Below are 24,831 nucleotides of genomic sequence, written 5' to 3'. Positions count from 1 at the left end.
AAAGCGCAAAGAAGGAAGCACACAGGTGAGCAAAGGTTGGCATATCACGCGGGACGCACAGGGTTTGACCCTGTCACGCCTGCCAACCGCACGGTTTGACCTGTCTGCCCAGGCCGCATTCCCGGCGTTGCGCATGTTGCCGCTGGCCCAGATGATCCGCCAGGATATGTGGCGCCTGCTGCAAAACCTGCGCGGTTTCGCCCCTGCGGTCCGGGTAGAGCGTAACGACAACGGGCTGTTGGTCACAGCGGGCGGTGCCGTCACCAGCCGCTTTCCCAAGGCCCGCACAGAGGCGCAATTGGACGGGTTGCTGCACGATTCCGCGCTGCGGGATCGCTGGCAGAGATCGGCCAGGTTGACGCAGCGGAAAGATGTGTTATGACCTTGACCCATGTCAAGAATTCTGCGGCGCGAGGGGGACCTGAACGCCGCGCAGCTCCACCGGGAGGAGACCGGAAACGGTGGTGGGGCTGCCACTTGACCCTTACGATACTGATGGCAACCACAGCGATGGCCCAGGGCGCAACCACCAGCCCCGTCGCGCTGAACGTGCCTTCGGGCCAGCCCGTCTATCTGCTGGAATTTCTGGATGAACCTGACGCCCCGAAACACATGTTCCGCGCCCGGTTTGTCGCCCCCGACCTCGATGCGGTGTCCAGTGATATAGAATCGGTTTTTGCCGATATGGAATTGCTGTGCAACACCGTCGCCCTGCCGGAAATCGGCGCCCGCGCCATCGCGCCCGACCGGATCATCGTCTCGATCAGCTCTGCGCCAATGGAATTGGGCACGATTGCCCCCGAGATAACCCAGTTTTTCGAGTCCTATTCGATTGCTGATGACACCTGCATCTGGGAGTTGTTTTGATGTCTCCACTATATCTTGGGCCTCGCGCCCAGGCCCGCACGGCGTTTGCGGCTTTCGCGCCACAGCGCTGTGAACAAGACGAAATACCGTATATTTCAATAGGCTTATCCGCTAAAGTTAAGGCGGGTTACACCCAAGTGGCCTTACCTTTGTATCGGGACGGGGCCGGGCATTGCGCCCGGAATCGTGCCGTTGTGACTGACAGGAGAAACCAATGTCCAAGAGCATCAAGCTCATCGCAGCATTTGGCCTTTTTGCCGCCGTCGCTGCATGCGCACAGCAACAGCAAGAAGAATATGTCGTTGTTGACCCTGAGCCGATTTCGATCGAGCCAGTGTACACCGGCAAATACAAATAAACCGACCCCGGGGCAGGCCTTTGGGCCTGCTCCGAATTCGCCCGTCCCCAACGGCCGCCCGATGTTGCGGGGGTGCGTGGCATGATCAAACATCGCGGATTTCCCGGTCGGCTTCCGGGCACAGATTTCCAATTCATCGTTCGCCGCCCCAACCCCAAGGGCGCAACACCCATTATCCGGCGCGAGCGGTTTCGCGACCGGCGTGCACCGGATCGGCGCGCCGACCAATGGTTCATGGCCGCGCTTTGGGAACATTTTGGCGACGAACCCTTTGAACGCGGCAACCTTGATGCCGGACGGCTGAGCTGGCTTTTTGGCCGCGAGGTCCTGGCCCATGATGATCCGTTTGATGCCCAAAGCTATGAGGCGCTGCTGATCATCGACGAAGCGGCGGCGCGGCGCGCCTTTCCCGAAGCGTTTGAAAACGGTGGGCCGCGGTGATGAGCGCGAACCTGCCTGTCCTGCCGCCAAACGCGCGGGCCATTGCCGATATAGCGCGCAATCGCCCGGCCCGCTTGGCAGGCGCGACGCGGCATCGCAATGTCACGGATATACGAGTGCGGCAGGTGGTTCAGTTCATGCCTGCAATTCACCGTTACCCTTTGACCTGCGGGCGGGTCTGCGTTTCCCCTTCGCGACCGCCCGCGTCTTTTTCCCGCGCCCCGCGTTCGACCGATGTTGCCGGCGTGTCGCCGCGTCACAGCGCCGGACACCTGCGCGAGTGTCGCCAATCGGCCTCACCCTGCAATTGTTCGAAACGGCATAGTGTTACCCAACGTCAATCCTGCGCTATGCTTCGATTTGTCAATCCTCGGTCAAAAGAGGCAAAGAGCGAGAGCAGCCAAACAGAATTGTTTGATCATGGTTTTGGTGGCCACACCGGTCGCCGTCCCGCAACATGGCAAGGCAGAGATGCCGTCGCGTTCGGGGCATTCGATGGTGGCACCGCTGACACGGTAGCTCCGTATTCTCTCACACACCTGAAACGGTTCCCGGTGCGCCCAGCGCGCTGGGGCCGCTTTGTCGTGCCTATCAAGACCCGGAAGGACAGCATATGTTCAACAAGATCCTGATCGCCAATCGGGGCGAAATCGCCTGTCGTGTCATCAAATCCGCCCGCAAGATGGGCATCAAGACAGTGGCGATCTATTCCGACGCCGACAAACATGCGCTGCACGTCAAAATGGCAGATGAGGCGATCCACATCGGCCCGCCGCCCGCCAATCAGTCGTATATCGTGATTGACAAGGTGATGGAGGCGATCAAGGCCTCGGGCGCCGAAGCGGTCCATCCCGGGTATGGTTTCCTGTCGGAAAACCCGAAGTTTGCCGAGGCGCTGGAGGCCGCCGGTGTCGCATTCATTGGCCCGCCGGTGGGCGCGATTGAATCGATGGGTGACAAGATCACCTCAAAGAAAATCGCCCAAGAGGCGAATGTCAGCACCGTTCCCGGTTACATGGGCCTGATCGAAGACGCCGAAGACGCGGTCAAGATTTCCAATCAGGTCGGCTATCCGGTGATGATCAAGGCATCGGCCGGCGGCGGTGGCAAGGGCATGCGCATCGCCTGGAACGACGACGAGGCGCGCGAAGGCTTTCAATCCTCCAAGAACGAAGCCGCCAACAGCTTTGGCGACGATCGGATCTTTATCGAAAAATTCGTGACGCAACCGCGCCACATTGAAATTCAGGTGCTGGCCGATGGCCATGGCAATGCGGTCTATCTAGGCGAACGGGAGTGTTCGATCCAGCGCCGCAACCAGAAAGTCATCGAAGAGGCGCCCTCGCCCTTCCTGGACGAAGCCACCCGCAAGGCGATGGGCGAGCAATCTGTCGCTCTGGCCAAGGCGGTGGGCTATGCCAGCGCGGGCACGGTGGAATTCATCGTCGATGGCGACAAGAATTTCTATTTCCTGGAAATGAACACCCGCTTGCAGGTGGAACATCCGGTGACCGAGCTGATCACCGGCGTTGATCTGGTGGAACAGATGATCCGGGTTGCGGCGGGCGAGCCGCTGTCGATCACGCAGGATGACGTGACGCTGACCGGCTGGGCGGTGGAAAGCCGCCTCTATGCCGAAGACCCCTATCGCAATTTCCTGCCGTCGATTGGCCGTTTGACCCGCTATCGCCCGCCGATCGAGGTCGCGGCCGGCCCGCTTCTGGCCAATGACAAATGGCAGGGGGATGCGCCCGAAGGTCCGGTTGCGGTGCGCAATGACACCGGCGTCTTTGAGGGCGGTGAAATCAGCATGTATTACGACCCGATGATCGCCAAGCTCTGTACCTGGGCACCGACACGGGCCGAAGCGATTGAAGCGATGCGCGTCGCGCTGGACAGTTTTGAGGTTGAGGGCATTGGCCACAACATCCCCTTCCTGTCTGCGGTGATGGATCATGAAAAATTCGCCTCGGGCAATATGACAACCGCTTTCATCGCCGAGGAATATCCCGATGGCTTTGCCGGGGTGGAACTGGACGACGCGGCCCTGCGCCGGATTGCGGCAACCTGTGCTGCGATGAACCGGGTGGCGGAAATCCGGCGCACGCGGGTGTCGGGCCGGTTGGACAATCACGAACGCCGCGTCGACAACAAGGCCTGTGTCACCTTGCAGGGCACCACGTACAACGTGGTGATCGACCCCGATCAGAACGGCGCTTCGGTGGCGTTTGAGGACGGCCCCAGCCTGCGGATCGAGGGCCATTGGACGCCCGGTGATACGCTGGCCGAAATGACGGTCGATGGCGCGCCGCTGGTGCTGAAGGTCGACAAGATCACCCATGGTTTCCGCATCCGCAGCCGCGGTGGCGATATGAAGGTGCATGTCCGTTCGCGCCGTCAGGCCGAATTGGCCGCGCTGATGCCGGAAAAGCTGCCGCCAGATACATCAAAGCTGCTGCTCTGCCCGATGCCGGGTCTGGTGGTGAAACTGGATGTCGAAGTCGGCCAAGAGGTGCAGGAAGGTCAGGCGCTCTGCACGATCGAGGCGATGAAGATGGAAAACATCCTGCGCGCCGAAAAAACCGCCGTGGTGTCCAAGATCAATGCCGGCGCCGGCGACAGCCTGGCGGTGGACGAAGTGATCATGGAGTTCGAATGATCCCGACATGGTGGCGCTGGGCTGGATAGCAACCTTTCTGGCGGTGTGGCTGGGCCTGAGCTTCGCCACCACCGGCGTTGTCCTGGCCGACCGCATGGCGGGGCTGGCGGCGGTCTTTCTGGCGCTGGTGGCGCTTTTGGCCGCCTATCGCCTGCGCAGGGAACGCGATCTTCTGCGGCTGTTGCGGCGCGGGTTGGTGGTGTTGCTGCCGGTGGTGCTGGCCATCCTGCTGCCGATGATCTGGGTGGTTTCGGAAACGGCGCTTGACGTGCGGCTGCGCCAGGCGATCCTGGCCGGCCTGATCATCGTGGCGGGGTGGATGACCACCTATGTGCTGCAAGAGGAACGCCGGGGCGGTGATCGGGCCGACCGGCGGCGCGATACGCTGACGGCGCTGCAAAGCGAGACCTATAATATCCTGAGCAAGATCGACAATCAGGCGATCCATGCCAATGCCAAGATCGTCCAACAGAAGATGGCCACCTCGGGCCTTGGGCCGAATGCCTATCTGCCGTTTTCGACCTCGGAAAGCCCGCCGATCGTGTTCAACGCGGTGTCGGACTCAATTTCGCTTTTGTCGCCGGCCACCATCCGCCCGGTCCTGCGATTTTACACGGAATACGAAGACCTGCGGTCCTTGATCGAGGATATGCGGGGCGAGGATTTTCGCAATCTGGCGCCAAGTCGGCGCATTGCGATTCATCAGGAGCTGACCCGGCGGCGCATTGTTACCCTGCGCTGGGGCATGGCAGCACAAATCGCCATAAACGTGGCGCTTGGGCTACCGGAAGAGAAGGCACGCGCCTTCAAGAGATCGGGATTCAATGAAAGCATTCAGCCGGAGGGCGACGAATGATTCGCCCAACGGAAAGGAAACGTTCAGAAATCGCCGCTGATCGGCGCTTCGGGGTCGCGTTTCGGCAGTTTGGGTTCATAAATCTTGCTCATGGCCCTTACTCCTTGTTGCATATGGATGCGGTCCACGGCTGTGGGCCTACCTTGTATATAGGGCAAAACCCTTGCCATTTCAATAAGCCCCGCCCCTACCGGCGATCGCGGATCTCTTGTTGGCGCAGGGGCATCTTGTCGATGGATCGGGTGACTTCGCGCACCGACCAAGGGAAGGGTTTGCGCAGATATACGCTGCCGTCCTTGCCGATCAACACCAGCATGAAACCACGCGGACGCAGTTTTTCGCGCAACGGGCTGAGCACAGTTGGATCAATATCGGTCAGCACAACGACATCGCGAATGGCCAGATCTTCCAGCCGTTCATTCAGCAGATCCATCTGTTGGGTGAACCGGGGATCGTTTGGCCCGTCGGCAAACACCACCAAGGGACGTTTGAGCCAGAGGTATTCATCCAACTCATGCAAACCGGCAGGTTGGATTACGCTGTCTTCCACCGCAACGCCCTCTTCGGTCCCTTGCGGGTCCTCTTCGGGGCCTTCGTCAACGGGGGCTGCGGTGACATCATCGGCCCGCTGGGCCACGGCCATTCCCTCCTGCGCAAAGGCAGGTGACAGGCCAAAGGCCAAAACAACGATCAGAACGCGGTACATCTGGGCCATGGGTCCTCCTTGTACCCAGCATATAGGTGCTGGTCAGGCAATTGCGACCGAGAATGGCGTGAACACCCGCCAAAGCAACCCAATTCGCAGGCGCGCGGCATGCGCCCCGCATCACACCCTGCCCCGAATATGAAAGGACACCCCATGACCCGTACCAAGGATGACTGGAAAGCGCTGGCCGAAAAGGAACTGCGCGGCCGCCCGCTGGAGGACCTGACCTGGAACACGCTTGAGGGCATTCCGGTCAGCCCGCTCTATACCGCCGAAGACACCGCAGACCTGCCGCATATGAACAGCCTGCCGGGGTTTGCGCCCTTCACGCGCGGACCAAAGGCCACGATGTATGCCGGTCGCCCCTGGACCATCCGGCAATATGCCGGCTTCTCGACAGCGGAAGAATCCAACGCTTTTTACCGCCGCAACCTGGCGGCCGGGCAACAGGGGGTTTCGGTGGCCTTCGATCTGGCCACCCACCGGGGATATGACAGCGACCACCCGCGTGTCGTGGGCGATGTCGGCAAGGCCGGCGTGGCCATCGATTCGGTTGAGGACATGAAGATCCTGTTCGACGGCATCCCGCTGGACAAGGTGTCGGTGTCGATGACAATGAACGGCGCGGTGATCCCGATCCTGGCCAGTTTCATTGTCGCGGGTGAGGAACAGGGCCACGACAAGGCACTGCTGGCGGGCACCATTCAGAACGACATTCTGAAGGAATTCATGGTCCGCAACACCTATATCTATCCGCCCGAACCGTCGATGCGCATCATCTCGGACATTATCGAATACACCTCTGAGGGCATGCCGAAATTCAACTCGATCTCGATCTCCGGCTATCACATGCAAGAGGCCGGGGCGAACCTGGTGCAAGAGTTGGCCTATACGCTGGCCGATGGCCGCGAATATGTGCGTGCCGCGATTGATGCGGGCATGGACGTCGACAAATTCGCAGGCCGGTTGTCGTTCTTCTTTGCCATCGGCATGAACTTCTTCATGGAGGCCGCGAAACTGCGCGCCGCGCGCCTGCTGTGGCACCGCATCATGACGGAGTTCGGCGCCAAGAATGACCGCTCGAAAATGCTGCGCACACACTGTCAGACCTCGGGTGTGTCACTGCAAGAGCAAGACCCCTACAACAACGTCATTCGCACCGCCTATGAGGCGATGTCAGCAGTGCTGGGCGGCACGCAATCGCTGCACACCAACGCGCTGGACGAAGCCATTGCCCTTCCCACCGATTTCTCGGCCCGGATCGCGCGCAATACACAGCTGATCTTACAGGAAGAGACAGGCGTGACCAACGTGGTCGATCCGCTGGCTGGATCGTATTACGTCGAAAGCCTGACAGCGGAACTGGCTGACAAGGCCTGGGCCTTGATTGAAGAGGTCGAGGAAATGGGCGGCATGACCAAAGCCGTAGCATCCGGTATGCCCAAGCTGCGGATCGAGGAAAGTGCCGCCACCCGTCAGGCGATGATCGACAAAGGCGACGAGGTGATCGTCGGCGTCAACAAATACCGCAAGGACAAAGAAGACCCGATCGACATTCTCGACGTCGACAACGTGGCGGTGCGCGAAAGTCAGATTGCGCGCCTGGAACGTATTCGCAGCGAACGGGATCAAGCGGGTTGTGATGCGGCGCTCGCAGAGCTTTCCCGACGCGCCAAAGAGGGCGGCAACCTGTTGGAAGCTGCGGTCGAGGCCGCGCGCGCACGTGCCAGCGTAGGAGAAATCAGCATGGCGATGGAAAAGGAATTCGGACGGCATCGCGCCGAGGTCAAAACGCTCGCGGGGGTCTATGGCGCGGCTTATGAAGGCGACGAAGGCTTTGCCGCGATCCAGAAATCGGTCGAGGATTTCGCCGAGGAAGAAGGCCGCCGCCCCCGCATGCTGGTGGTGAAAATGGGCCAGGACGGGCACGACCGCGGGGCCAAGGTGATTGCCACCGCATTTGCCGATATTGGCTTTGACGTCGACGTTGGCCCGCTGTTCCAGACCCCGGACGAAGCGGCCCAGGACGCCATCGACAACGATGTGCATGTGGTCGGAATTTCGTCGCAAGCGGCAGGTCACAAGACATTGGCGCCGCAATTGATCGCGGCGCTGAAGGCCAATGACGCGGGCGACATCATCGTGATCTGCGGCGGCGTGATCCCGCAGCAGGATTACGATTTCCTGAAATCGGCGGGGGTCAAGGCGATCTTTGGCCCCGGCACCAATATCCCCACCGCAGCCCAGGATATCCTGCGTCTGATCCGAGAGGCGCGCAGCTAAGGGAAAACCTCTGCCGGAGCGCTGACCGCAAGGTCAGGAGCCTCCGGCGGGCGTATTTTTGCAGAGAAGAAGATCAAGGCCGGATCAATATCCGCGAAGAAAGCCCGCAGCGGCTTGAAGAGCGGTGCCTCAGCGCCTTGCCCGCCGCCATCCGGCTTTGCGGGCGGCGGCCTCGGTACAGAACCAATGCTCCCCTTTTTTGGGGGAAATCCGTGTGTTGGCGTAAAATGCCTGCCCCGGCATATGATAGATCCGCGTGCCATCTGATGCGATATTGCCTTTGATCTGGCATCCTTTTGGGGCGATCTGGGGTTCTGGGCGGGCCGCGGCACGATGGGTATCGGGGCGGACCACAACCGAGGTCCAGAGCCCCCGCCCCGCCGCCAGGGCGCGACGTTCGTCAGAGGCGTAAAGCGTGGAATATTTCTTGTAGGCAAAGGCCAATCCGGCCCGGACCAGTGCACGCCCGACATCCTGGCCATCCAGGGTGCATATTGCGACCTGGCGACCATAGCGATCCACGGATTGGGGCACACAGTGCAGTGTCTTTCCATCCAACCAGACAGCCACCTGTCGGGTCACTTCGCGCCCGCAAGGCCAATCGCCATCAACCGGGTGGCGGCAGGTTTGATCCTTTTCCACCGCATCAATCCCGAACAGCCGAATACGACGGTCGGCGACATCCAAAGTGTCGCCATCAATCACCCGCGCGGTCCCGGAAACCTCAGCCGGGGCTGCCGCAACAGCGGTGGCCAGCCCGGCGCAAGCGCAGATCAGGGCAGCAGCGGCAGCTGGAACGAGTCGGGAACAAATTCTTAACATTTCGTTAATGTGTGACCGGCACCCCGGTCACACAAGCCGATTTGTTAAGAAAGGTTAATCAAACCCTGCTTGATTGTATCCGCGCCGCAACAGCACTCAGCTCCCCCCAGCAGCGCCCAGATGGCGCGATCGTCCGTTCGCGGCGGGATTAATAGGGCATCGGGTGGGCGCGATGCAGCGTATCAATCGCTGTCAGAAGCTCTTCGCTCAACTCAAGGTCAATTGCCCCCAACAGGTGGTCCAATTGCGCGAGGGTTGTGGCCCCAAAGATCGACGACGCCACAAAGGGGCGCTGTGCGCTCCAGGCCAGGGCCATATGCACCGGATCAAGGTCATAGTCCCGCGCCAGGGCAACATAGGCATCTGCCGCCGCCAACGACAATGGCCCCACCCGTCCGCCCATCTCGGCATTGATCGACATGCGCGATCCTTCGGGCACGGCGCCACCGCTGTATTTGCCGGTCAGATACCCACAGGCCAGCGGCGAATAGGGCAACAGGCCGACATTTTCATTCCAGCACATTTCCGCCAAATCGGTGTCCGCCAACCGGCACATCAAGGAATATTCGTTCTGCAGAGAGGCCACGCGCGGCCCGCCAACCCGTTTGGCGGCTTCGATCCATTGCGTGGTGCCCCAGGCCGTTTCGTTCGACAGACCAAAAGCGCGGATGCGGCCGCGTTCCATCTCTTTTTGCAGCGCCCCAAGACAGTCTTCCATGTCGTCCATGATCGCCGCGCGATCCTGTGATGTGGGATCGAATGTCCAGTTCTTGCGGAACATAAACGAACCGCGGTTGGGCCAGTGAAACTGATAAAGGTCAATGTAGTCGGTTTTCAGCCGCGCCAGCGCTTCGTCAATTTCACCAGAAATTGTCTTTGACGTAATTGGCGCCCCGTTGCGGACATGAGGCTGGCCTTCGCCGGAATGTTTGGTGGCCAAAATCATGTCACTGCGCCGCCCGGTGCGGGCAATCCAGTCCCCGATGATTTCCTCGGTCCGGCCCACGGTTTCGGCGCGGACCGGGTTGACCGGGTACATTTCGGCGGTGTCGACAAATGTGATCCCTGCGTCCAGCGCCCGATCAATCTGGGCATGGGCCACGTCGGGGGACGTCTGGGTGCCGAATGTCATTGTGCCGAGGCAATATTCCGACACGGTCATTCCCGTCTGGCCGAGTGGGTTCATCTTCATGGCATCCGCCTCCGTTTTTTCAATTTTGTGGACCCTAACGTGCGCTGGCAAAAGATAAACCCCGGAAATTTCCCCAGGCTTGCGCGCCGTCACGCTTGAGAACATTTAGCGAACATATATTATGTGGTCATGAGTCGCCATCACGCCCTTCTGACGCGCGCGCCGCACAAAAGCCGCCCGGCCCTTACGGTCATGGGGGACATATCGCTGGCGCAGATGCGGGTGCATGAAATCTGTGGGCTGGCCCGGCGCACCCTGGCGGTCTGGATCGCAGATGCGGTGCAACGCTCCGGTCCCGGCCCGGTGATCTGGGTTTCCCCCCCATGGGAACGTGATGATCTCTTTGCCACCGGTCTGGCACAGATCTGCGCACCGGAGCGGTTTTTGTTTGTCCGCCCGAAACGTGCCGAGGACATCCTGTGGACGCTGGAGGAAGTGCTGCGGTCGGGGGCGGTGCCGCTGGTGGTGGGTGATCTGCCGGGCTTTCCCAGCCTGACTCAGGTGCGGCGCATGCATCTGGCGGCCGAAGCCGGGGCAGAGGCATTGGGCGGCAAGCCGCTGGGGCTTCTGCTGACACCCGGACAATCGGGCGCAACATCCGAAAGCGCAGCGGGGGGCGTATCTGGCGGGGCACCGGGGGTGGAAACCCGCTGGTCGCTGACCCCGGCCCATACCCCCGAAACGCCCGGCTGGCGGTTGACCCGGCTGCGGGCCCGCACCGCACCGGTCCGCAGCTGGCGGGTACAACAAGGTGCAGACGGGCCAGAGCTGCTCTCTGTTTCCGCCCCCGACAGGCTCCCCCCTGACAAGATCCCCCCTGATACGCAGGCCCCTGACACGCAGGCCCCTGATACATGCGCGGGCTCTGCGCCGAGTTCTGTGTCGGCACCCCCGCCGGCCTTTGCGCCGACCGCGGCAAATGGCAGGTCAAACCGCCGCTGACCCACCGTTGGCAGGCGACCCTGCCCCGGTCACCCCACCGGGATCAACGTCTCAAGACGCACCCGACCGGTGATAGCGCTAAAAACACCGCCAAAGATGGCGGCACGCACCAGATCAAACACTTTGATCAAAACCCACGAAAATACATCCGACCTGCGCCGCAAACCGCCTGAATGCCGCGCTAATGCCGCATTTTCCACAAATTCGACTGATCAAACAAAAATCAACAAAAGGAGACGACGATGGCACAGCGCGCCCATGCCCCACAAGATGATGTAACCTGGCTGCACCCGGTCGCAACCGGCAGCACGCATCAACAAACGGCAACACCGGCGGGCTGGATCGGCGGACGTCCCACCCTGCCCGATGACCTCGACTGGCCGATGGCCGGCGGCATCCCGGCCGGTTTCCTCGCCCAGATCAACCTGTCCCGACTGCCCAAAGAAACATGGCGCGGATATGGCCCGCAAAGCGGCTGGTTGCGGGTATTTCTGACCCACGACGGCGCGCCGATCCTGATCCACAGCCCGGCGTTTGGCGACACCGCCACCCCGCCGCTGGACACCATATTGCGTTGGCAAAGCGCCGCGCAAGCTCCGCGCTGGGACTTGCAGATTGGCCCCATGCCACAGCCGCCGGTCACAATCGCCGCCCCGACGGGGTTCGACCTGGCCCATCCGGGCTGTCAGCCAATTGATCTGGCGACGGTGCGGTCGCTGATCGCGGCACTGCACCGGGTTCTGGACGAAAGCGACGCCTTTCTGACCAAGTTGCAGGACGACCAGAAAACCCCGGCGCCAGCGCCCGAACCCGAGCAACCCGGCGCAAATGGCATCTGGGGCAATATCCTGCGCGCCAAACCCAAGGTCGTGGCCACCGGCCAGCGCCGGATTGCCAACCCCGCCATCCTGCTCAGCGGTGCGGCCGATGTCGACACCGCCCGCGCGATCCTCGTCCGGCTGGAGCGCAAACTGGAACATGCGGGTGACCACCTCCCGCCTGAGGCGCTGGCCCTGATCTGTGCGGCGCTTGAACATGTGAAATTGCCGCTGTTCCAGACCGAAGCAGCCCCGGACCTCGCGCAGGAAGGTATGCCCGACACCCCGATCCGTATCTACCAGCGCAACGTGCCCGCCACCAAATCGGCATGGGCGCCACGCGGCACACCGCGCAGCCGCTGGGCCGAAGACTGGCAGCAGGAACTGGCGAACCTTGCCCGTGCTGCCGTCGCACAGGCCCCCGATATGATGCCACCGGCCGCCCGCGCGTTCTGGTCCGCGGATGTGGCGCAATTGGCCCATGGCGCAACCTGTTCAGCCGGGGCGCTTCATGCCACGACACAGGGCGAATTGGCGACATTGCTGCGCCTGCCGTCGAACCTGTTGACCGGTTGGGATTGGGGGGCAGAGGCATTGGATTTCTGCCTGCCGCTCGCCGCACTGGCCCAGGGTGATTTCACCAAGGGCCAGGTGCTGTGGCAGGATGACGTTGATCCGGCATAAGCTGCGCCGCGCATTGGCGACCACAGCAAGGCGCGCGGTCACCCCTTGACCGGCGCCCCGCCCGCGAAAGCATTGCCATTGACATAGTCACAGGGCGCCTCCTGCATCTCAAGATGCAGGCCATCCCCGTGATAGGGATGGGCCCGTGCAAGGGCTTCGTCCACCTCGATCCCCAGTCCCGGCGCGGTCGGCGGCGTGACAAATCCCGCCTCGACACCAAGACTGCCCCGGATCAGATCGCGGTGGAAATCGGTTTCGATGGTCTCGATCATCAACAGATTCGGGATGGTGGCCGCCAGATGGATATTGGCGGCCCATTCCACCGGCCCGGCATACAGATGCGGTGCGATCTGTGCATTGAAATGCTCGGCCATGGCCGCGATTTTGCGGGTTTCCCAAATCCCGCCCGACCGCCCCAATGCCGGTTGCAGAATGCTTGCGCCGCCCGATTGCAACACAGCCCCGAATTCCACCCGCGTTGTCAGCCGTTCCCCGGTGGCAATTGGAATGCGCAGCGCCTCGGCCAGCTTGCGAAACTCATGCAGATTGTCGGGCGGGATCGGCTCTTCGTACCACAGCGGTTGATAGGCTTCGATCGCCTGCCCCAACCGGATCGCGCCCGCGGTGGTGAATTGACCATGGGTACCGAACAACAAATCGGCCCGGTCCCCCACCGCATCGCGTACCATCTCGCAAAACGCCATCGACATGGAAATATCGCTGAGCGCCGGCATATGGCCGCCGCGCATGGTATAGGGTCCGGCGGGGTCGAATTTCACCGCCGTATAGCCGCGCGCCACCAGATCCGCCGCGCTTTCGGCGGCCATTTCCGGCGAGGTCCAGAAATCCGGCAGCGGATGATGCGGCAAGGGATAGAGATAGGAATAGGCCCGCAGCCGTTCATTCATCATCCCCCCCAAAAGCGCCCAGACAGGCCGGTCCCGCGCCTTGCCGACAATATCCCAACACGCGATCTCCAACCCGGAAAACGCCCCCATGACGGTCAGATCCGGGCGCTGGGTAAACCCGCTGGAAAAGGCGCGGCGAAACATCCGCTCGACGTTTTCCGGGCTGTCGCCGGCCATATGCCGGTCAAACACGTCATGGATCACCGCTGTCATCGCCACCGGCCCGACCGAGGTCGCATAACATTCGCCCCAACCGGTAATGCCGGTATCGGTGGTCAGCTTGACCAATATCCAATACCGCCCGCCCCAGCCCGGCGCCGGGGGGGCGGTGACGATGACTTCAAGATCGGCCAGTTTCATGCCAAACCCTCCTGATGGCGAAGAATGCCCGCAAGGGCATGAGGAGCCGCGTTCCGGCCCAGGTCAACAGGGCCGCGCGTCATGACCCAAACAGGATCACATTGCGCCGCGCCGCGCCAGTCCGGGTATCGGCAATCGCGTCGTTGATCTGGTCCAGACGATACCGCCCGGAAATCAGCTCATCCAGTTGCAACCGCCCCTGTGCATAAAGATCGGCCATCCAGGGAATATCGCGCGCAATCACCACATCCCCCATTTTCGACCCCACCATCGCGGTGCCCATATAGGCGCTGACCGAGGGTTCATATTGCGCCATGGCCCCGGTATGCGGCATGCCGATCATCACCATCCGCCCGCCCCAGCCAAGGTATCGCGGCGCGTCGTCATAGGCTGAAGTAAGCCCGACGGTCACGGCCACCACATCCGCACCGCGCCCGCCAAGGGCGGCTTTTGCGTCTTTCCAGGGATGCGCGCCGGTTGCCAGCACCCCATGTGTGGCACCAAAATCCCGCGCCATGTCCAGCTTTTGCGCGCTCATATCCACCGCCACGATCCGGCGTGCACCGGCAATCCGCGCGCCCTGAATGGCGTTCAGCCCGACGCCGCCGGTACCGATCACCACGACGTCCTCGCCTGCGCGCAACGCCCCGGCATTGACCACCGCACCAACGCCGGTGATCACGCCACAGGCCAAGAGCGCCGCGCTCTCGGCGGGCATTGTGGCGGGCAGCTTCACCACCTGAGCCTGATCCACCACAACCTGCTCGGCGAATGCACCGCAATTCATGGCGGCGGCAACCGGCGTGCCATCGACGTCAAACAGTTTCGGCTCTGCCTCTGCCTGGCTGTCACAGATCGTCTGCCGTCCCGCGCCGCAATTGGCGCAGGTGCCACAGGGTTTGATCAGCGTGACAACCACAAAATCCCCCAGATCCACGCTGGTCACACCCGCGCCCAGCGCCGTGACCCGGCCCGCCGCTTCATGCCCGTAGACAGCCGGAAGCGCCCCGCCCCAGCCGCCCTCGGCAAAGGTGATGTCGGAATGACAAATCGCCACCGCATCCAGCGTCACCGTGATTTCGCCCGCGCCGGGCGCGCGCAACATCAGATCCTCGATCTGCATCGCCGCGCCAAAGGTCCGCTGCACGGCTGCTTTGATCTTTTGCATGTCACCCTCCGGTTTTCAGCCAGACAAGCAAATGCGCCCCCATGTTACCAGCACCGAATTGCCACGCCGGTGCAAAGCGACGTTTGGTCAAGCAGATCAGGCGGAACAGAGCCGGTCAATCAAATCGGCCAATTGCCTTGGCGCTGAAATAAACGGCGAGTGCCCGGTATCAAGCGCATGCACATGCTGCGCGGGCCAGTCCGCCACCATCGCGGCCTGATGCTGCGGCGGAATCGTCTGGTCCTTGGTACAGCGGATATAATGGCGCGGCAAGTGATGTGAGCTTTCACTCAGCTTCAGCACCTCGGCCTGTGGCGCGATTGGTTGCGGACAGAGTTGCGCCGCCGCACGCCGGGCCAGATCCGGCGGGCAATCGCTGTAAAACAACGGCACCGCCGCAGGCAGAGCGACATAGCTCAGCCCGTCGTCCGATTTGGCAAAGGGACGCTGGGCCGGTTGCGACGGCACATCCCGCCGCAGGTCCAGCATCGACCGCCCTTGCTCTGGCACATACGCGCAAAGATAGATCAGCTTCGCGATCTTTTCCGGGGCGCGTTCCGCGGCGGCGGTGATCGGGTAACCTGCTGCGGAATGGCCGACCACCACGGTATGCGCGCCCAGCGCCGCCAGGATTGCATCGGTATACTGCGCCAAGGTGATCGCGGAATGTGGCGTCGGATCGGCCCCGGCCCCCGGCAGGTCAATCGCCCGCGCATCATGCCCCAGGGCCGCCAGTTCCGGCAGGACCGTATCCCAGGCCCAGGCCCCGTGGCAGGAGCCATGAATCAACAGGATGTCAGACATGGCCGATATCCCGCAGGAATGCGTTGACCAATCCGCCAAAGGCCTCTGGCTGTTCGATACAGGCCAAATGCCCCGCCCGGCGCAGCAATTCAAACCGCGCACCGGGGATCAACGCAATGGTTTCGCGCACCAGATCCGGCGGCGTGGCGCGATCTTCGCTGGCGGCGATGCCCAGACAGGGCAAGCGCAGGCTGGCGGTCGGAGTATAGAAATCAGTACCGGAAATCGCAGCACAACATGCGGCATAGCCCTCGGCCGGTTGCCGCGCGACCATATTGCGCCACTGGCCAATGTCGGGCGTGGCGCGAAATCCGGCGGTGAACCAACGCTCCATCGTAGCATCTAGAAGCGCGGCAATGCCGTCGCCCTGAACCGTCGCAATCCGATCCTGCCATTGTGCTGCGGTGCCGACCTTGGCCGCAGTACAGGCCAGAACCAGCCCGCGCACCAAATCCAGCCGCTTGACCGCCAATCCCTGCGCCACCATGCCGCCCAGCGACAAGCCGACGAAAACAGCATCGCGCAGACCGAGATGATCCATCAGCCCCTCGGCATCGCGCACCAATGTGCCCATGCCATAGGGCCCCGGCGGACACTCCGACAAGCCATGCCCGCGCATGTCATAGCGCAAGATCCGCAGCCCCGGCGGCAATTGCGCCACCACATCATCCCAGATCCGCAAATCACAACCCAGCGAGTTGCCAAAGACCAGCGCCGCGCCGTCGGGGTCCCCGTCTTCGCGGTAATGCAACCCGCATCCGTTTATCTCTGCAAAGGCCATACTGTGCCCCCTCTTTGCGCGTCAGTCGTTCAGACGCATATGCGCGATGATCTGGCCGTGATCCGAGGCCAGTTTGTTATATGGCGCCTCTGGGTGGCTGCCATCGGTCAGATGATCATTCAACACGCTGAAATATTCCATCTGGCCGACGCGCCCGGCAAAATCCGGGTGGAAATGCCGCGACAGATAGATCTGGTCGATGGATTCGAAATTGCCGCCAAAGGCGGCAGTATAGACCATGTCGCGCAGGGATTTGCGCACAAAGAGTTTCTCTGCCGAATGCAGCCGCAGGCGGTCTACCGCTTCGGTGATTTGCAGGTTTTCCTCGCGGGAATAGCGGTCGTTCGGGGTCTTGGCATCGTGGCGCAGCATCCAGGAATAATTCTTGAACGGCACTTCGCCTGCGATGATTTCCGAGCTGACCGCATGTTCACCGTCGTTGAAATCGCCCAGGACCATCACCGGATTGCCCTGCTCCAGCTCGCCCACGATCAAGCGTCGCAGCACCCAGGCCTCGGCCATGCGGCGCAGCGCCGCCCGCAGGCTGCCCAGCGCACGGCCCAGCGGGTCGTAATGTGACAGGTCCTGCTCGGGCGCAAATTCCGCCCCCGCCGGTGTCAGATATTCCCCAAGCTTGGATTTCAGGTGACAGTTGATGACCGTGATCACCTGATCCCCCACCGGCACCCGCGCCAGAAGGACGGGACGCGACAGGCGATGCAGGGTAAATTGACCACTGTCTTCGGCGTCCAGGCCCCGCAGGGGCTGAAACGGAATGGTCAGCGGTTCCTCCAGATCCTGTATCATCTCGGGATCCCCAACAAAGCCAAACCGCGACAGGATCGCCAGACCGGGACGCCGTTTTCCGGGCTGATGCTGGTCGGCAAAATTCGGCGCAAAGGCCAGCGCGGCATTGTCATACGACCGGTAGGCCAATTTGCGGAAAATCGCCTTTTTATGGTAGCGTTTGGAGCGGTCGGGAATGGCGGCTGCATTCAACGCCTCGCCACGCTGATCGGCCTCGTTGATCACATCGCTCAGCGCATCTTCTTCGAAGATTTCCTGAAATCCGATGATATCCGCATCCATGGTAAGGATCTGATCGGCCAGCCAATCCTTCTTCCAGGCGTATTCCTCGGGGGTGTAGGTCTGGAACTTGTAATATTCCTTGTCCGGTCCGATCAGGTTTTTGACATTGAAAGAGGCAATGGTGAAATCTGTCATGGCGACGCTCCTGCGGCTGTTGCAGTCAGGGAAACATTGCGGCCCGCCCCATGCAAGGACGATCCCGCATCGGCGGGGAATTCCCGGCGGCGCAGGACCGCATCGGGCGATGCGATTTCAGGCGATGCTGTTCAGGGCGCGCTGAAACACCGCGGGATCGACGTTGCCGCCGGAAATCGTGCAAACCACCGTATCGGCCTCGATCTCGGCCCCGTGGAACAGCGCAGCCGCCAGCGCCACCGCCCCGCCCGGTTCCGCCACCACCTTGAGCCGGACAAAGGCCTGCGCCATGGCCCGCAACGCGGCCTCGTCGCTGACCGCGATCCCCGGGCCGCAGAGGCGCTGCATGATCGGAAAGGTCAACGTGCCGGGTGTCGGGGTCAAGACCGCATCACACAGGCCGCCCGCCTCGACCGCATTGCGTTCCAGCTGGCCGGATATCAGCGACCGGGCGACATCGTCGAACCCCCTCGGTTCCACCGGGCGCACCCGAAGACCGGGCGCATGGGCCTCGGCCGCCAAGGCAATCCCGGACGTCAGCCCGCCGCCGCCACAACAGACCAGCACCTCTGCCCTGTCGATCCCCAGTTCCGCCGCCTGTTGCGCAATTTCCAGACCACAGGTGCCCTGCCCTGCGATGACCTCGGGCGCGTCATAGGGGCGGATCAGGGTCAGGCCACGCTCTTCGGCCAGCTGCTGGCCAATCGGTTCGCGATCTTCGACCCCACGTTCATACAGCACCACCTCGGCGCCCAGCCCACGGGTATTGGCGACTTTGACCTTGGGGGCGTCCGACGGCATGATAATGACCGCAGGCACCCCGAAATGCCGCGCCGCCAGCGCCACGCCCTGGGCATGATTGCCGGATGAAAAGGCGATAACGCCACGCGCCCGCACCGCCGGGTCCAGCGCCGACAAGGCGGACATGCCGCCGCGAAACTTGAAACTGCCGGTGTGTTGCAGACATTCCGGTTTGATCAGCACCCGCCGCCCGGCGATCTCGTCCAGAAAGGGCGAGGACAGCAAAGGTGTGCGGCGCACCACGCCAGAGATCCGCGCATAGGCGGCTTCAATCATTGCAATGTTCATCGCATGTCATCCAACCAATTGCCCAATGCATTCAGCGCCTCAGGCTCATCCAGAAATGGCACATGGCCACGATCGGGCACCACGGCGATATGGGCATCGGGGCGGCGCTTTTGCATCTCGGCAAGGGTTTCGGCGCTGAGAAGATCAGAGTTCGCCCCCCGGATCACCGCCAATGGTTTGCCGGCAAAGGCATCATAAAGCGGCCAGAGATCCGGCATCGGCTGGGCACCGGCGGCAATCACCGCGTCACGCAGGCCGGGATCATAGGTGATGCGCAGCCCATCGGCGGTCTGATCATAAAAGGTTTCGACCTCTTGCCGCCAGCGGCTGGCCGGGACATTGGCAAACCCGGTCATCACACCTTTTTCACGCGCGGCTGCGGCCTCTTCATAGGTTTTCCACGGCGGCTGCTTGCCCAGATAGCCCATGATCACGTCAAGCCCATCACTGGCCAGTTCTGGCCCGATATCGTTCAGCGCCACCCCGATCAAACGCTCTGGCACGGTCACGGCCAATGCCATCGCCACCAGTCCCCCCCGCGACGTGCCAAGGATCGCCACCCGGTCCAACCCGAGATGATCCAACAGCTCCACGACATCCAGCGCCTCGCGCGGGATATTATAGCTGAGCGGATCAGCGGCGAATTCCGATTTCCCCCGGCCGCGATAATCCAGCCGGATCACCCGACAGCCGGTCAGATGCGGCAGGACATAGGAAAAATCGCGGCTGTCGCGGGTCAATCCCGACAGGCACAACACCGGCAGGCCGGTGCCCTCATCCGCGAAATACAATTTCAGCCCATCCGAAGTGGTGAAATATGCCATTCAGATCCCCAAGATCCCGGCAATCCCGGTCAGATCCGACAGGACATGCTGGGGGCGCCCCGGCAGGTTGTCCACAGGCTCATTTGCGCGATTGACCCAAGCGGTATGAAAACCATAGCCCGCCGCCCCCGCCGCGTCCCAGCCATTGGACGATACAAAAAGCACCTGCTCCGGGCGACAGTCAAACCGGGTGCCAACCATGTCATAGACCTGTTTCGCCGGCTTGAAGATGCCGACGCTTTCCACCGAAAGCACATCGTCCAGCAATTCCTGAAGGCCCGCGCTTTCGACCGCGCCGGCCAACATATCCGGCGACCCATTGGACAGGATCGCGGTCGACATCCCGGCCGCTTTCAGCGTCGCCAGCATCGGTGGCACTTCGGCATAGGCCTGCAGCTCCCAATAGAGGGCCAGCAGCCGTTCCCGCAACGCCACATCGCTTTCCAGCCCATGACGCGCCATCGCCCAGTCCAGCCCGTCCTGCGTGACCTGCCAGAAATCGCAATGATCGTCGGTGATGGCCCGCAACCAGCTGTATTGCAGCTGTTTCGCCCGCCAATCCGCAGACAAGGCAGGCCATTTGCCCGCCCAATGATCCTGGCCGGGTTCCGCCGCCGCCAGCCGCGCCGCCGATGACACATCCAGCAAGGTGCCGTAAGCGTCAAAAATACAGGTCGTGATTGTCATCACAATGTCCCCCTTTTGGGCGAGACTGGCACGGGAAAGACCAAGGGAAAACCCCGATTCCATGTTACGTTGACGCAGCCAAACTCAAAGGAGCGCAAAATGCCGAAAGTACACGGCGAAATCCACTGGAACGAACTCATGACCCGCGACATCGCAAGCGCCAAAGCCTATTATTCCAGCACCTGCGGCTGGACCTGGGAAACCGTACCGATGGGCGATGCCGAATATCATGTCGCCAAACGCGGCGAGGACATGGTGGCCGGAATGATGGACATGGCGGACATTCCCAATATGGATGAGATCCCCGCCCATTGGTTCATGTATATCGCCGTTGATGACGTCGATGCCGCCGCCAAGCAGACAGCCGCGATGGGCGGCACTGTCATGCGTGATTTGTTCGAGGTCGAAGGCGTGGGCCGTTTCGCTATCATCAAGGATCCCACCGGCGCGGCGCTGGGGTTGATGACGCCAAGCAATCCGAAAACACCGCCGCAACATCTTGTTTTCAAGGGATGGTTCCGCATGGTGCCGGGCCTTGGGACATGACGCGACAGCACAAAATCGGCATTGGCATCCGCACCGGCGCACGCGGTTTGCCAATCCCGGTGCATGCCGCTATTATAGCGGTTCATCATCCGGAGAACCCGCCAGAGCGGCGGCCTCCCACTTTCATTCCCCCCACATCTCGGAGATTGCATGACCCAGGTCAAATCGGGCGACACCGTTGCCATTCATTATACCGGAACACTGGCCGACGGCGCCACCTTTGACAGCTCGCAGGGGCGTGACCCGCTGGAATTCACCGTCGGATCGGGCCAGATCATTCCCGGTCTCGACAAAGCCATTCCCGGCATGGAAGTGGGCGACAAGAAGGTCGTGAACATTCCCGCTGACGAGGCTTATGGCCAGCCTGACCCAAGCGCCCGTCAGGACGTGCCGCGCAGCGAAATCCCGGCGGATATTCCGCTTGATCCCGGCACGCAGCTTCAGGTTCAGACCCCAACCGGGCAGGTCATGCCGGTTGTTGTGGTCGAGGTCACCGAAGAGGTGGTCACGCTGGACGCCAATCACCCGCTGGCGGGCAAAGATCTGACGTTCGACATCGAATTGGTCAAGATCGACGCCGCCTGAGCGGACGTCAAACTGAACGGACGTCAAACTAAGCCGAAGCCAAATCATGACATGAAACGCCCGTCGCATTCCGCGGCGGGCGTTTTTTCATGGCCTATCAGCTGCGAACGCCGGCGAACTCGGTTTGCCACGTCTCGCGTTCTTCGTCCGTGATCTTGCGGAAGGTCACGTCAGGCACGGTAAACCCATGTCCGACCGGCAGCGTCGACAGCGCGGCATCCAGCTCAGCTGGCCAGCTGTCATCATCGGTCTGCATCGCAGCCATCAATTGGGCGCTGGCGTCGGGGATGAAGGGGCTGGAAATCACCGCGTAGAACCGGATCAGGTTCAGCGCCATACGGATCTGCGCCGCCGCCTGTTCGGGATCGGTCTTGAAGGTCGACCATGGCGCCGCGTCCTGCAGGTATTCGTTGCCCGCAACCCAGATCGCGCGCAGCTCTTGCGCCGCTTTGCGCACCTCGATGGCCTCCATATGGCCCTCATACGCGCGCAGACGGGTTGTCAGATCGGCGATCAGCGCCTCTTCGCGCGGACCATTTGCGCCCCCGGCGGGCACTTCTTCGCCGAATTTCGAGCGACAGAATTTGGTGACGCGGCTGACAAAGTTGCCAAGCACATCGGCCAGATCCTTGTTCACCGAGGCCTGGAAGTTTTCCCAGGTGAACTCGCTGTCCGAACTTTCGGGGGCATGCGACAACAGCCACCAGCGCCAGTAATCGGCCGGCAGGATGGCCAGCGCCTGATCCATGAACACGCCACGCCCCTGCGAGGTGCTGAACTGGCCGCCATCATAATTCAGATAATTGAACGACTTGATGTAATCGACCAATTTCCATGGCTCACCCGAACCGAGGATCGTCGCCGGAAAGCTGAGGGTGTGGAACGGCACGTTGTCCTTGCCCATGAACTGGGTATAGCGCACGTCGTCGGCGCCCTTGTCGGTGCGCCACCAGCGTTGCCAATCGGCGTCGCCCTTGCCGTTGGCCTCGGCCCATTCACCGGCACTGGCGATATATTCGATCGGGGCGTCAAACCAGACATAGAAAACCTTGCCCTCCATTCCCGGCCAGGGCGCATCGCCCTTCTGCACCGGAACACCCCAGTCGAGGTCACGGGTGATCCCCCGGTCCTGTAGACCGTCCCCATCGTTCAGCCACTTCTTGGCGATAGAGGTGGTCAAAACCGGCCAGTCGGTTTTGCCATCAATCCAAGCCTCCAGCTGGCCCCGCATATCGGATTGCCGCAGATAAAGGTGTTTGGTTTCCCGCACCTCAAGATCGGTCGAGCCCGAGACCGCGCTGCGCGGCTCGATCAGGTCGGTGGGATCAAGCTGTTTGGTGCAGTTTTCGCATTGGTCGCCGCGCGCCTTGTCGTAACCGCAGTTCGGGCAGGTGCCCTCGATATAACGGTCCGGCAGGAAGCGGCCATCGGCGTGGGAATAGACCTGTTTTTCGCTGACTTCGCGGATCAGACCTGCCTCGGCCAAACGGCCTGCGAAATGCTGGGTCAGCTTGCGGTTTTGCGGGCTGGAGGAGCGGCCAAAATGATCAAAGGACAGACGAAAGCCTTTGGCGATCTCGGCTTGCACCACATGCATTTCAGCACAGAATTCATCCACCGGCTTGCCGGCCTTTGCGGCGGCCAGTTCGGCGGGCGTGCCGTGTTCATCGGTGGCACACAGGAACATCACCTCGTTACCGCGGGCCCGTTGGAACCGCGCAAACAGATCCGCCGGCAATTGCGAGCCGATCAGGTTTCCGAGGTGCTTGATCCCGTTGATATAGGGAATGGCAGAAGTAATGAGGTGGCGTGTCATGGGCGTCCCCGAAATGTGGTTTCGCCCCGTTTAGCGCAGGGCGACACGCGGGGCCAGTGGTCGTGGGGGCGGGGCAAAAGATTTGCCAATTCCCGCAGTGGGATTAGGCCAGCCGCCCCCGCCCGGAGGATGTTACTCGGCATCATCCATGTCAAAACCCAGATGCTTGGCGACGGCAAAGATGTCTTTGTCGCCACGGCCACACATGTTCATGATGATCAGGTGATCTTTCGGCAGATCCGGTGCGATCTTCATCACATGCGCCAGGGCGTGAGAGGGTTCCAACGCCGGAATGATGCCTTCACATTCACAGCAAAGCTGGAATGCCTCCAGCGCTTCCTTGTCGGTGATGGCGACATATTCGGCGCGGCCGGTGTCATGCAGCCAAGAATGTTCCGGGCCAATGCCGGGATAGTCGAGACCGGCAGAGATCGAGAATCCTTCGAGGATCTGACCATCATCATCCTGCAACAGATAGGTCCGGTTGCCATGCAGCACCCCGGGACGTCCCCCCGTCAGCGAGGCGCAATGTTCCATCTTCTGGTTCACACCTTTGCCGCCGGCCTCGACCCCGATGATGCGCACATCCTTGTCATCTAGGAAGGGAAAGAACAGACCCATGGCATTCGATCCACCACCGATGGCAGCAATGATCGTGTCGGGCAAACGGCCCTCGGCCTCTTGCATCTGTTCTTTGGCTTCTTTGCCAATGATCGCCTGAAAATCGCGGACCATCGCCGGATAGGGATGCGGCCCGGCCACGGTGCCGATGCAGTAGAACGTATCGCGCACGTTGGTCACCCAGTCGCGCAGCGCATCGTTCATCGCGTCCTTGAGCGTGCCACGCCCAGACGTGACCGGCACCACCTCGGCCCCCAGAAGGCGCATGCGGAACACATTCGGCTTTTGCCGTTCAACATCATGCGCGCCCATATAGACCACGCATTTCAGCCCGAACTTGGCACAGACGGTGGCGGTGGCCACCCCATGCTGTCCAGCGCCGGTTTCGGCAATAATCCGGGTCTTGCCCATACGCTTGGCCAGCAGGATCTGGCCCAACACATTGTTGATCTTATGCGCGCCGGTGTGGTTCAGCTCGTCACGCTTGAGATAGATCTTGGCGCCGCCAAGGCGTTCGCTCAGCCCTTCGGCATGATAAAGCGGGCTGGGACGACCAACATAGTGTTTCCACAGAAACTCCATCTCGTCCCAGAAATCTTTGTCTGTCTTGGCCTTTTCATATTCCTCTTCAAGCGAGAGGATCAGCGGCATCAGGGTCTCGGACACAAAGCGCCCGCCGTAATTGCCGAAACGACCCTTTTCGTCAGGGCCGGTCATGAAAGAATTGAAAAGGTCGTTGGACATGAGGACACCTTTGTCGGTTTTGCCCATCTGAATACCGCCGCAGCCC

Annotated in this window: 24 protein-coding genes; 11 read left to right on the top strand and 13 right to left on the bottom strand. The window is 61.5% G+C overall.

Annotated features, from left to right (window positions below; genetic code table 11):
- Window positions 1-25: 25 nt before the first annotated feature.
- From Q4577_RS01100 to Q4577_RS01075, 6 genes are all read left to right on the top strand, one after another.
- The gene (locus Q4577_RS01100; RefSeq protein ID WP_303467075.1) at window positions 26-382 is read left to right on the top strand and encodes a hypothetical protein; all 357 of its coding nucleotides are present in this window, start codon (window positions 26-28) and stop codon (window positions 380-382) included.
- Between the two features lie 95 nt (window positions 383-477).
- Window positions 478-867, top strand: a complete 390-nt coding sequence (locus Q4577_RS01095) for a DUF6497 family protein (protein WP_303467077.1) — start codon at window positions 478-480, stop codon at window positions 865-867.
- A gap of 214 nt (window positions 868-1,081) precedes the next feature.
- The gene (locus Q4577_RS01090; RefSeq protein ID WP_244685915.1) at window positions 1,082-1,225 is read left to right on the top strand and encodes a hypothetical protein; all 144 of its coding nucleotides are present in this window, start codon (window positions 1,082-1,084) and stop codon (window positions 1,223-1,225) included.
- 81 nt (window positions 1,226-1,306) lie between these two features.
- On the top strand, window positions 1,307-1,666 hold the full coding sequence (locus Q4577_RS01085) for a hypothetical protein (protein WP_303467079.1): 360 nt from the start codon (window positions 1,307-1,309) through the stop codon (window positions 1,664-1,666).
- 613 nt (window positions 1,667-2,279) lie between these two features.
- Window positions 2,280-4,325, top strand: coding sequence for an acetyl/propionyl/methylcrotonyl-CoA carboxylase subunit alpha (locus tag Q4577_RS01080; RefSeq protein ID WP_303467081.1), 2,046 nt, complete (start codon window positions 2,280-2,282; stop codon window positions 4,323-4,325).
- Window positions 4,326-4,332: 7 nt separating this feature from the next.
- Window positions 4,333-5,181, top strand: a complete 849-nt coding sequence (locus Q4577_RS01075; RefSeq protein ID WP_303467083.1) for a hypothetical protein — start codon at window positions 4,333-4,335, stop codon at window positions 5,179-5,181.
- 187 nt (window positions 5,182-5,368) lie between these two features.
- Here the strand turns inward: Q4577_RS01075 and Q4577_RS01070 are convergent, their stop codons facing one another.
- Window positions 5,369-5,896, bottom strand: coding sequence for a DUF4174 domain-containing protein (locus Q4577_RS01070; RefSeq protein WP_303467086.1), 528 nt, complete (start codon window positions 5,894-5,896; stop codon window positions 5,369-5,371).
- A gap of 144 nt (window positions 5,897-6,040) precedes the next feature.
- On the opposite strand from Q4577_RS01070, the gene scpA reads away from it, so the two are divergent.
- On the top strand, window positions 6,041-8,170 hold the full coding sequence (scpA, locus tag Q4577_RS01065; protein ID WP_303467088.1) for a methylmalonyl-CoA mutase: 2,130 nt from the start codon (window positions 6,041-6,043) through the stop codon (window positions 8,168-8,170).
- A gap of 129 nt (window positions 8,171-8,299) precedes the next feature.
- On the opposite strand, the gene Q4577_RS01060 is transcribed toward scpA, so the two are convergent.
- Together Q4577_RS01060 and Q4577_RS01055 are read right to left on the bottom strand one after the other, a co-directional pair.
- Window positions 8,300-8,875 carry a thermonuclease family protein gene (locus tag Q4577_RS01060; protein WP_336623638.1) on the bottom strand — a complete coding sequence of 192 codons (576 nt, stop codon included), beginning with the start codon at window positions 8,873-8,875 and terminating at the stop codon, window positions 8,300-8,302.
- Between the two features lie 265 nt (window positions 8,876-9,140).
- A complete protein-coding gene (locus tag Q4577_RS01055) occupies window positions 9,141-10,184 on the bottom strand; it encodes an aldo/keto reductase (RefSeq protein WP_244685898.1) in 1,044 nt (347 codons plus the stop codon).
- A gap of 129 nt (window positions 10,185-10,313) precedes the next feature.
- On the opposite strand from Q4577_RS01055, the gene Q4577_RS01050 reads away from it, so the two are divergent.
- Together Q4577_RS01050 and Q4577_RS01045 are read left to right on the top strand one after the other, a co-directional pair.
- Entirely contained in the window at window positions 10,314-11,126 is an 813-nt protein-coding gene (locus Q4577_RS01050; RefSeq protein WP_303467094.1) for an ImuA family protein, read from the top strand.
- Between the two features lie 242 nt (window positions 11,127-11,368).
- Complete coding sequence (locus tag Q4577_RS01045) at window positions 11,369-12,628, top strand: DUF1963 domain-containing protein (protein WP_303467096.1); 1,260 nt, start codon at window positions 11,369-11,371, stop codon at window positions 12,626-12,628.
- A 38-nt stretch (window positions 12,629-12,666) separates the two neighbouring features.
- Here Q4577_RS01045 and Q4577_RS01040 read toward each other — a convergent pair whose 3' ends face one another.
- The 8 genes from Q4577_RS01040 to Q4577_RS01005 form a co-directional block, all read right to left on the bottom strand.
- Window positions 12,667-13,896 (bottom strand): mandelate racemase/muconate lactonizing enzyme family protein, encoded by a 1,230-nt coding sequence (locus Q4577_RS01040; protein WP_303467098.1) that lies wholly within the window; start codon window positions 13,894-13,896, stop codon window positions 12,667-12,669.
- Window positions 13,897-13,975: 79 nt separating this feature from the next.
- Window positions 13,976-15,064, bottom strand: a complete 1,089-nt coding sequence (locus Q4577_RS01035) for a zinc-binding dehydrogenase (RefSeq protein ID WP_303467100.1) — start codon at window positions 15,062-15,064, stop codon at window positions 13,976-13,978.
- Window positions 15,065-15,160: 96 nt separating this feature from the next.
- Window positions 15,161-15,868, bottom strand: coding sequence for an alpha/beta fold hydrolase (locus Q4577_RS01030; RefSeq protein ID WP_303467101.1), 708 nt, complete (start codon window positions 15,866-15,868; stop codon window positions 15,161-15,163).
- On the bottom strand, window positions 15,861-16,649 hold the full coding sequence (gene pcaD / locus Q4577_RS01025; protein WP_303467103.1) for a 3-oxoadipate enol-lactonase: 789 nt from the start codon (window positions 16,647-16,649) through the stop codon (window positions 15,861-15,863). Before pcaD ends, Q4577_RS01030 begins: the two co-directional genes overlap by 8 nt.
- 21 nt (window positions 16,650-16,670) lie before the next feature.
- Window positions 16,671-17,873, bottom strand: coding sequence for an endonuclease/exonuclease/phosphatase family protein (locus tag Q4577_RS01020; RefSeq protein WP_303467106.1), 1,203 nt, complete (start codon window positions 17,871-17,873; stop codon window positions 16,671-16,673).
- Between the two features lie 117 nt (window positions 17,874-17,990).
- Window positions 17,991-18,962, bottom strand: coding sequence for a threonine/serine dehydratase (locus tag Q4577_RS01015; RefSeq protein WP_303467109.1), 972 nt, complete (start codon window positions 18,960-18,962; stop codon window positions 17,991-17,993).
- Window positions 18,959-19,786, bottom strand: a complete 828-nt coding sequence (locus tag Q4577_RS01010; protein WP_303467112.1) for an alpha/beta fold hydrolase — start codon at window positions 19,784-19,786, stop codon at window positions 18,959-18,961. The genes Q4577_RS01015 and Q4577_RS01010 overlap by 4 nt, the downstream gene beginning before the upstream one ends.
- Window positions 19,787-20,473 carry a haloacid dehalogenase type II gene (locus Q4577_RS01005; RefSeq protein ID WP_303467114.1) on the bottom strand — a complete coding sequence of 229 codons (687 nt, stop codon included), beginning with the start codon at window positions 20,471-20,473 and terminating at the stop codon, window positions 19,787-19,789. It abuts the gene before it with no gap.
- Window positions 20,474-20,572: 99 nt separating this feature from the next.
- Between Q4577_RS01005 and Q4577_RS01000 the strand changes: the two genes are divergently transcribed.
- Both Q4577_RS01000 and Q4577_RS00995 read left to right on the top strand, forming a co-directional pair.
- A complete protein-coding gene (locus tag Q4577_RS01000) occupies window positions 20,573-21,019 on the top strand; it encodes a VOC family protein (RefSeq protein WP_303467117.1) in 447 nt (148 codons plus the stop codon).
- A 150-nt stretch (window positions 21,020-21,169) separates the two neighbouring features.
- On the top strand, window positions 21,170-21,604 hold the full coding sequence (locus Q4577_RS00995) for a peptidylprolyl isomerase (RefSeq protein WP_244685871.1): 435 nt from the start codon (window positions 21,170-21,172) through the stop codon (window positions 21,602-21,604).
- Between the two features lie 97 nt (window positions 21,605-21,701).
- Here the strand turns inward: Q4577_RS00995 and metG are convergent, their stop codons facing one another.
- Window positions 21,702-23,420: a methionine--tRNA ligase gene (metG, locus tag Q4577_RS00990; protein WP_303467121.1), complete on the bottom strand. Its 1,719-nt coding sequence runs from the start codon at window positions 23,418-23,420 to the stop codon at window positions 21,702-21,704.
- Window positions 23,421-23,552: 132 nt separating this feature from the next.
- Window positions 23,553-24,785 carry a tryptophan synthase subunit beta gene (gene trpB / locus Q4577_RS00985; protein ID WP_303467124.1) on the bottom strand — a complete coding sequence of 411 codons (1,233 nt, stop codon included), beginning with the start codon at window positions 24,783-24,785 and terminating at the stop codon, window positions 23,553-23,555.
- Between the last annotated feature and the right edge of the window lie 46 nt (window positions 24,786-24,831).

Origin of the sequence: Marinovum sp. 2_MG-2023 (genome assembly GCF_030548265.1) — a bacterium.
Classification (GTDB): Bacteria; Pseudomonadota; Alphaproteobacteria; order Rhodobacterales; family Rhodobacteraceae; genus Marinovum.
The sequence above is the reverse complement of the archived record's forward strand: the minus strand, read 5'-3'. Positions and strand labels throughout refer to the sequence as shown.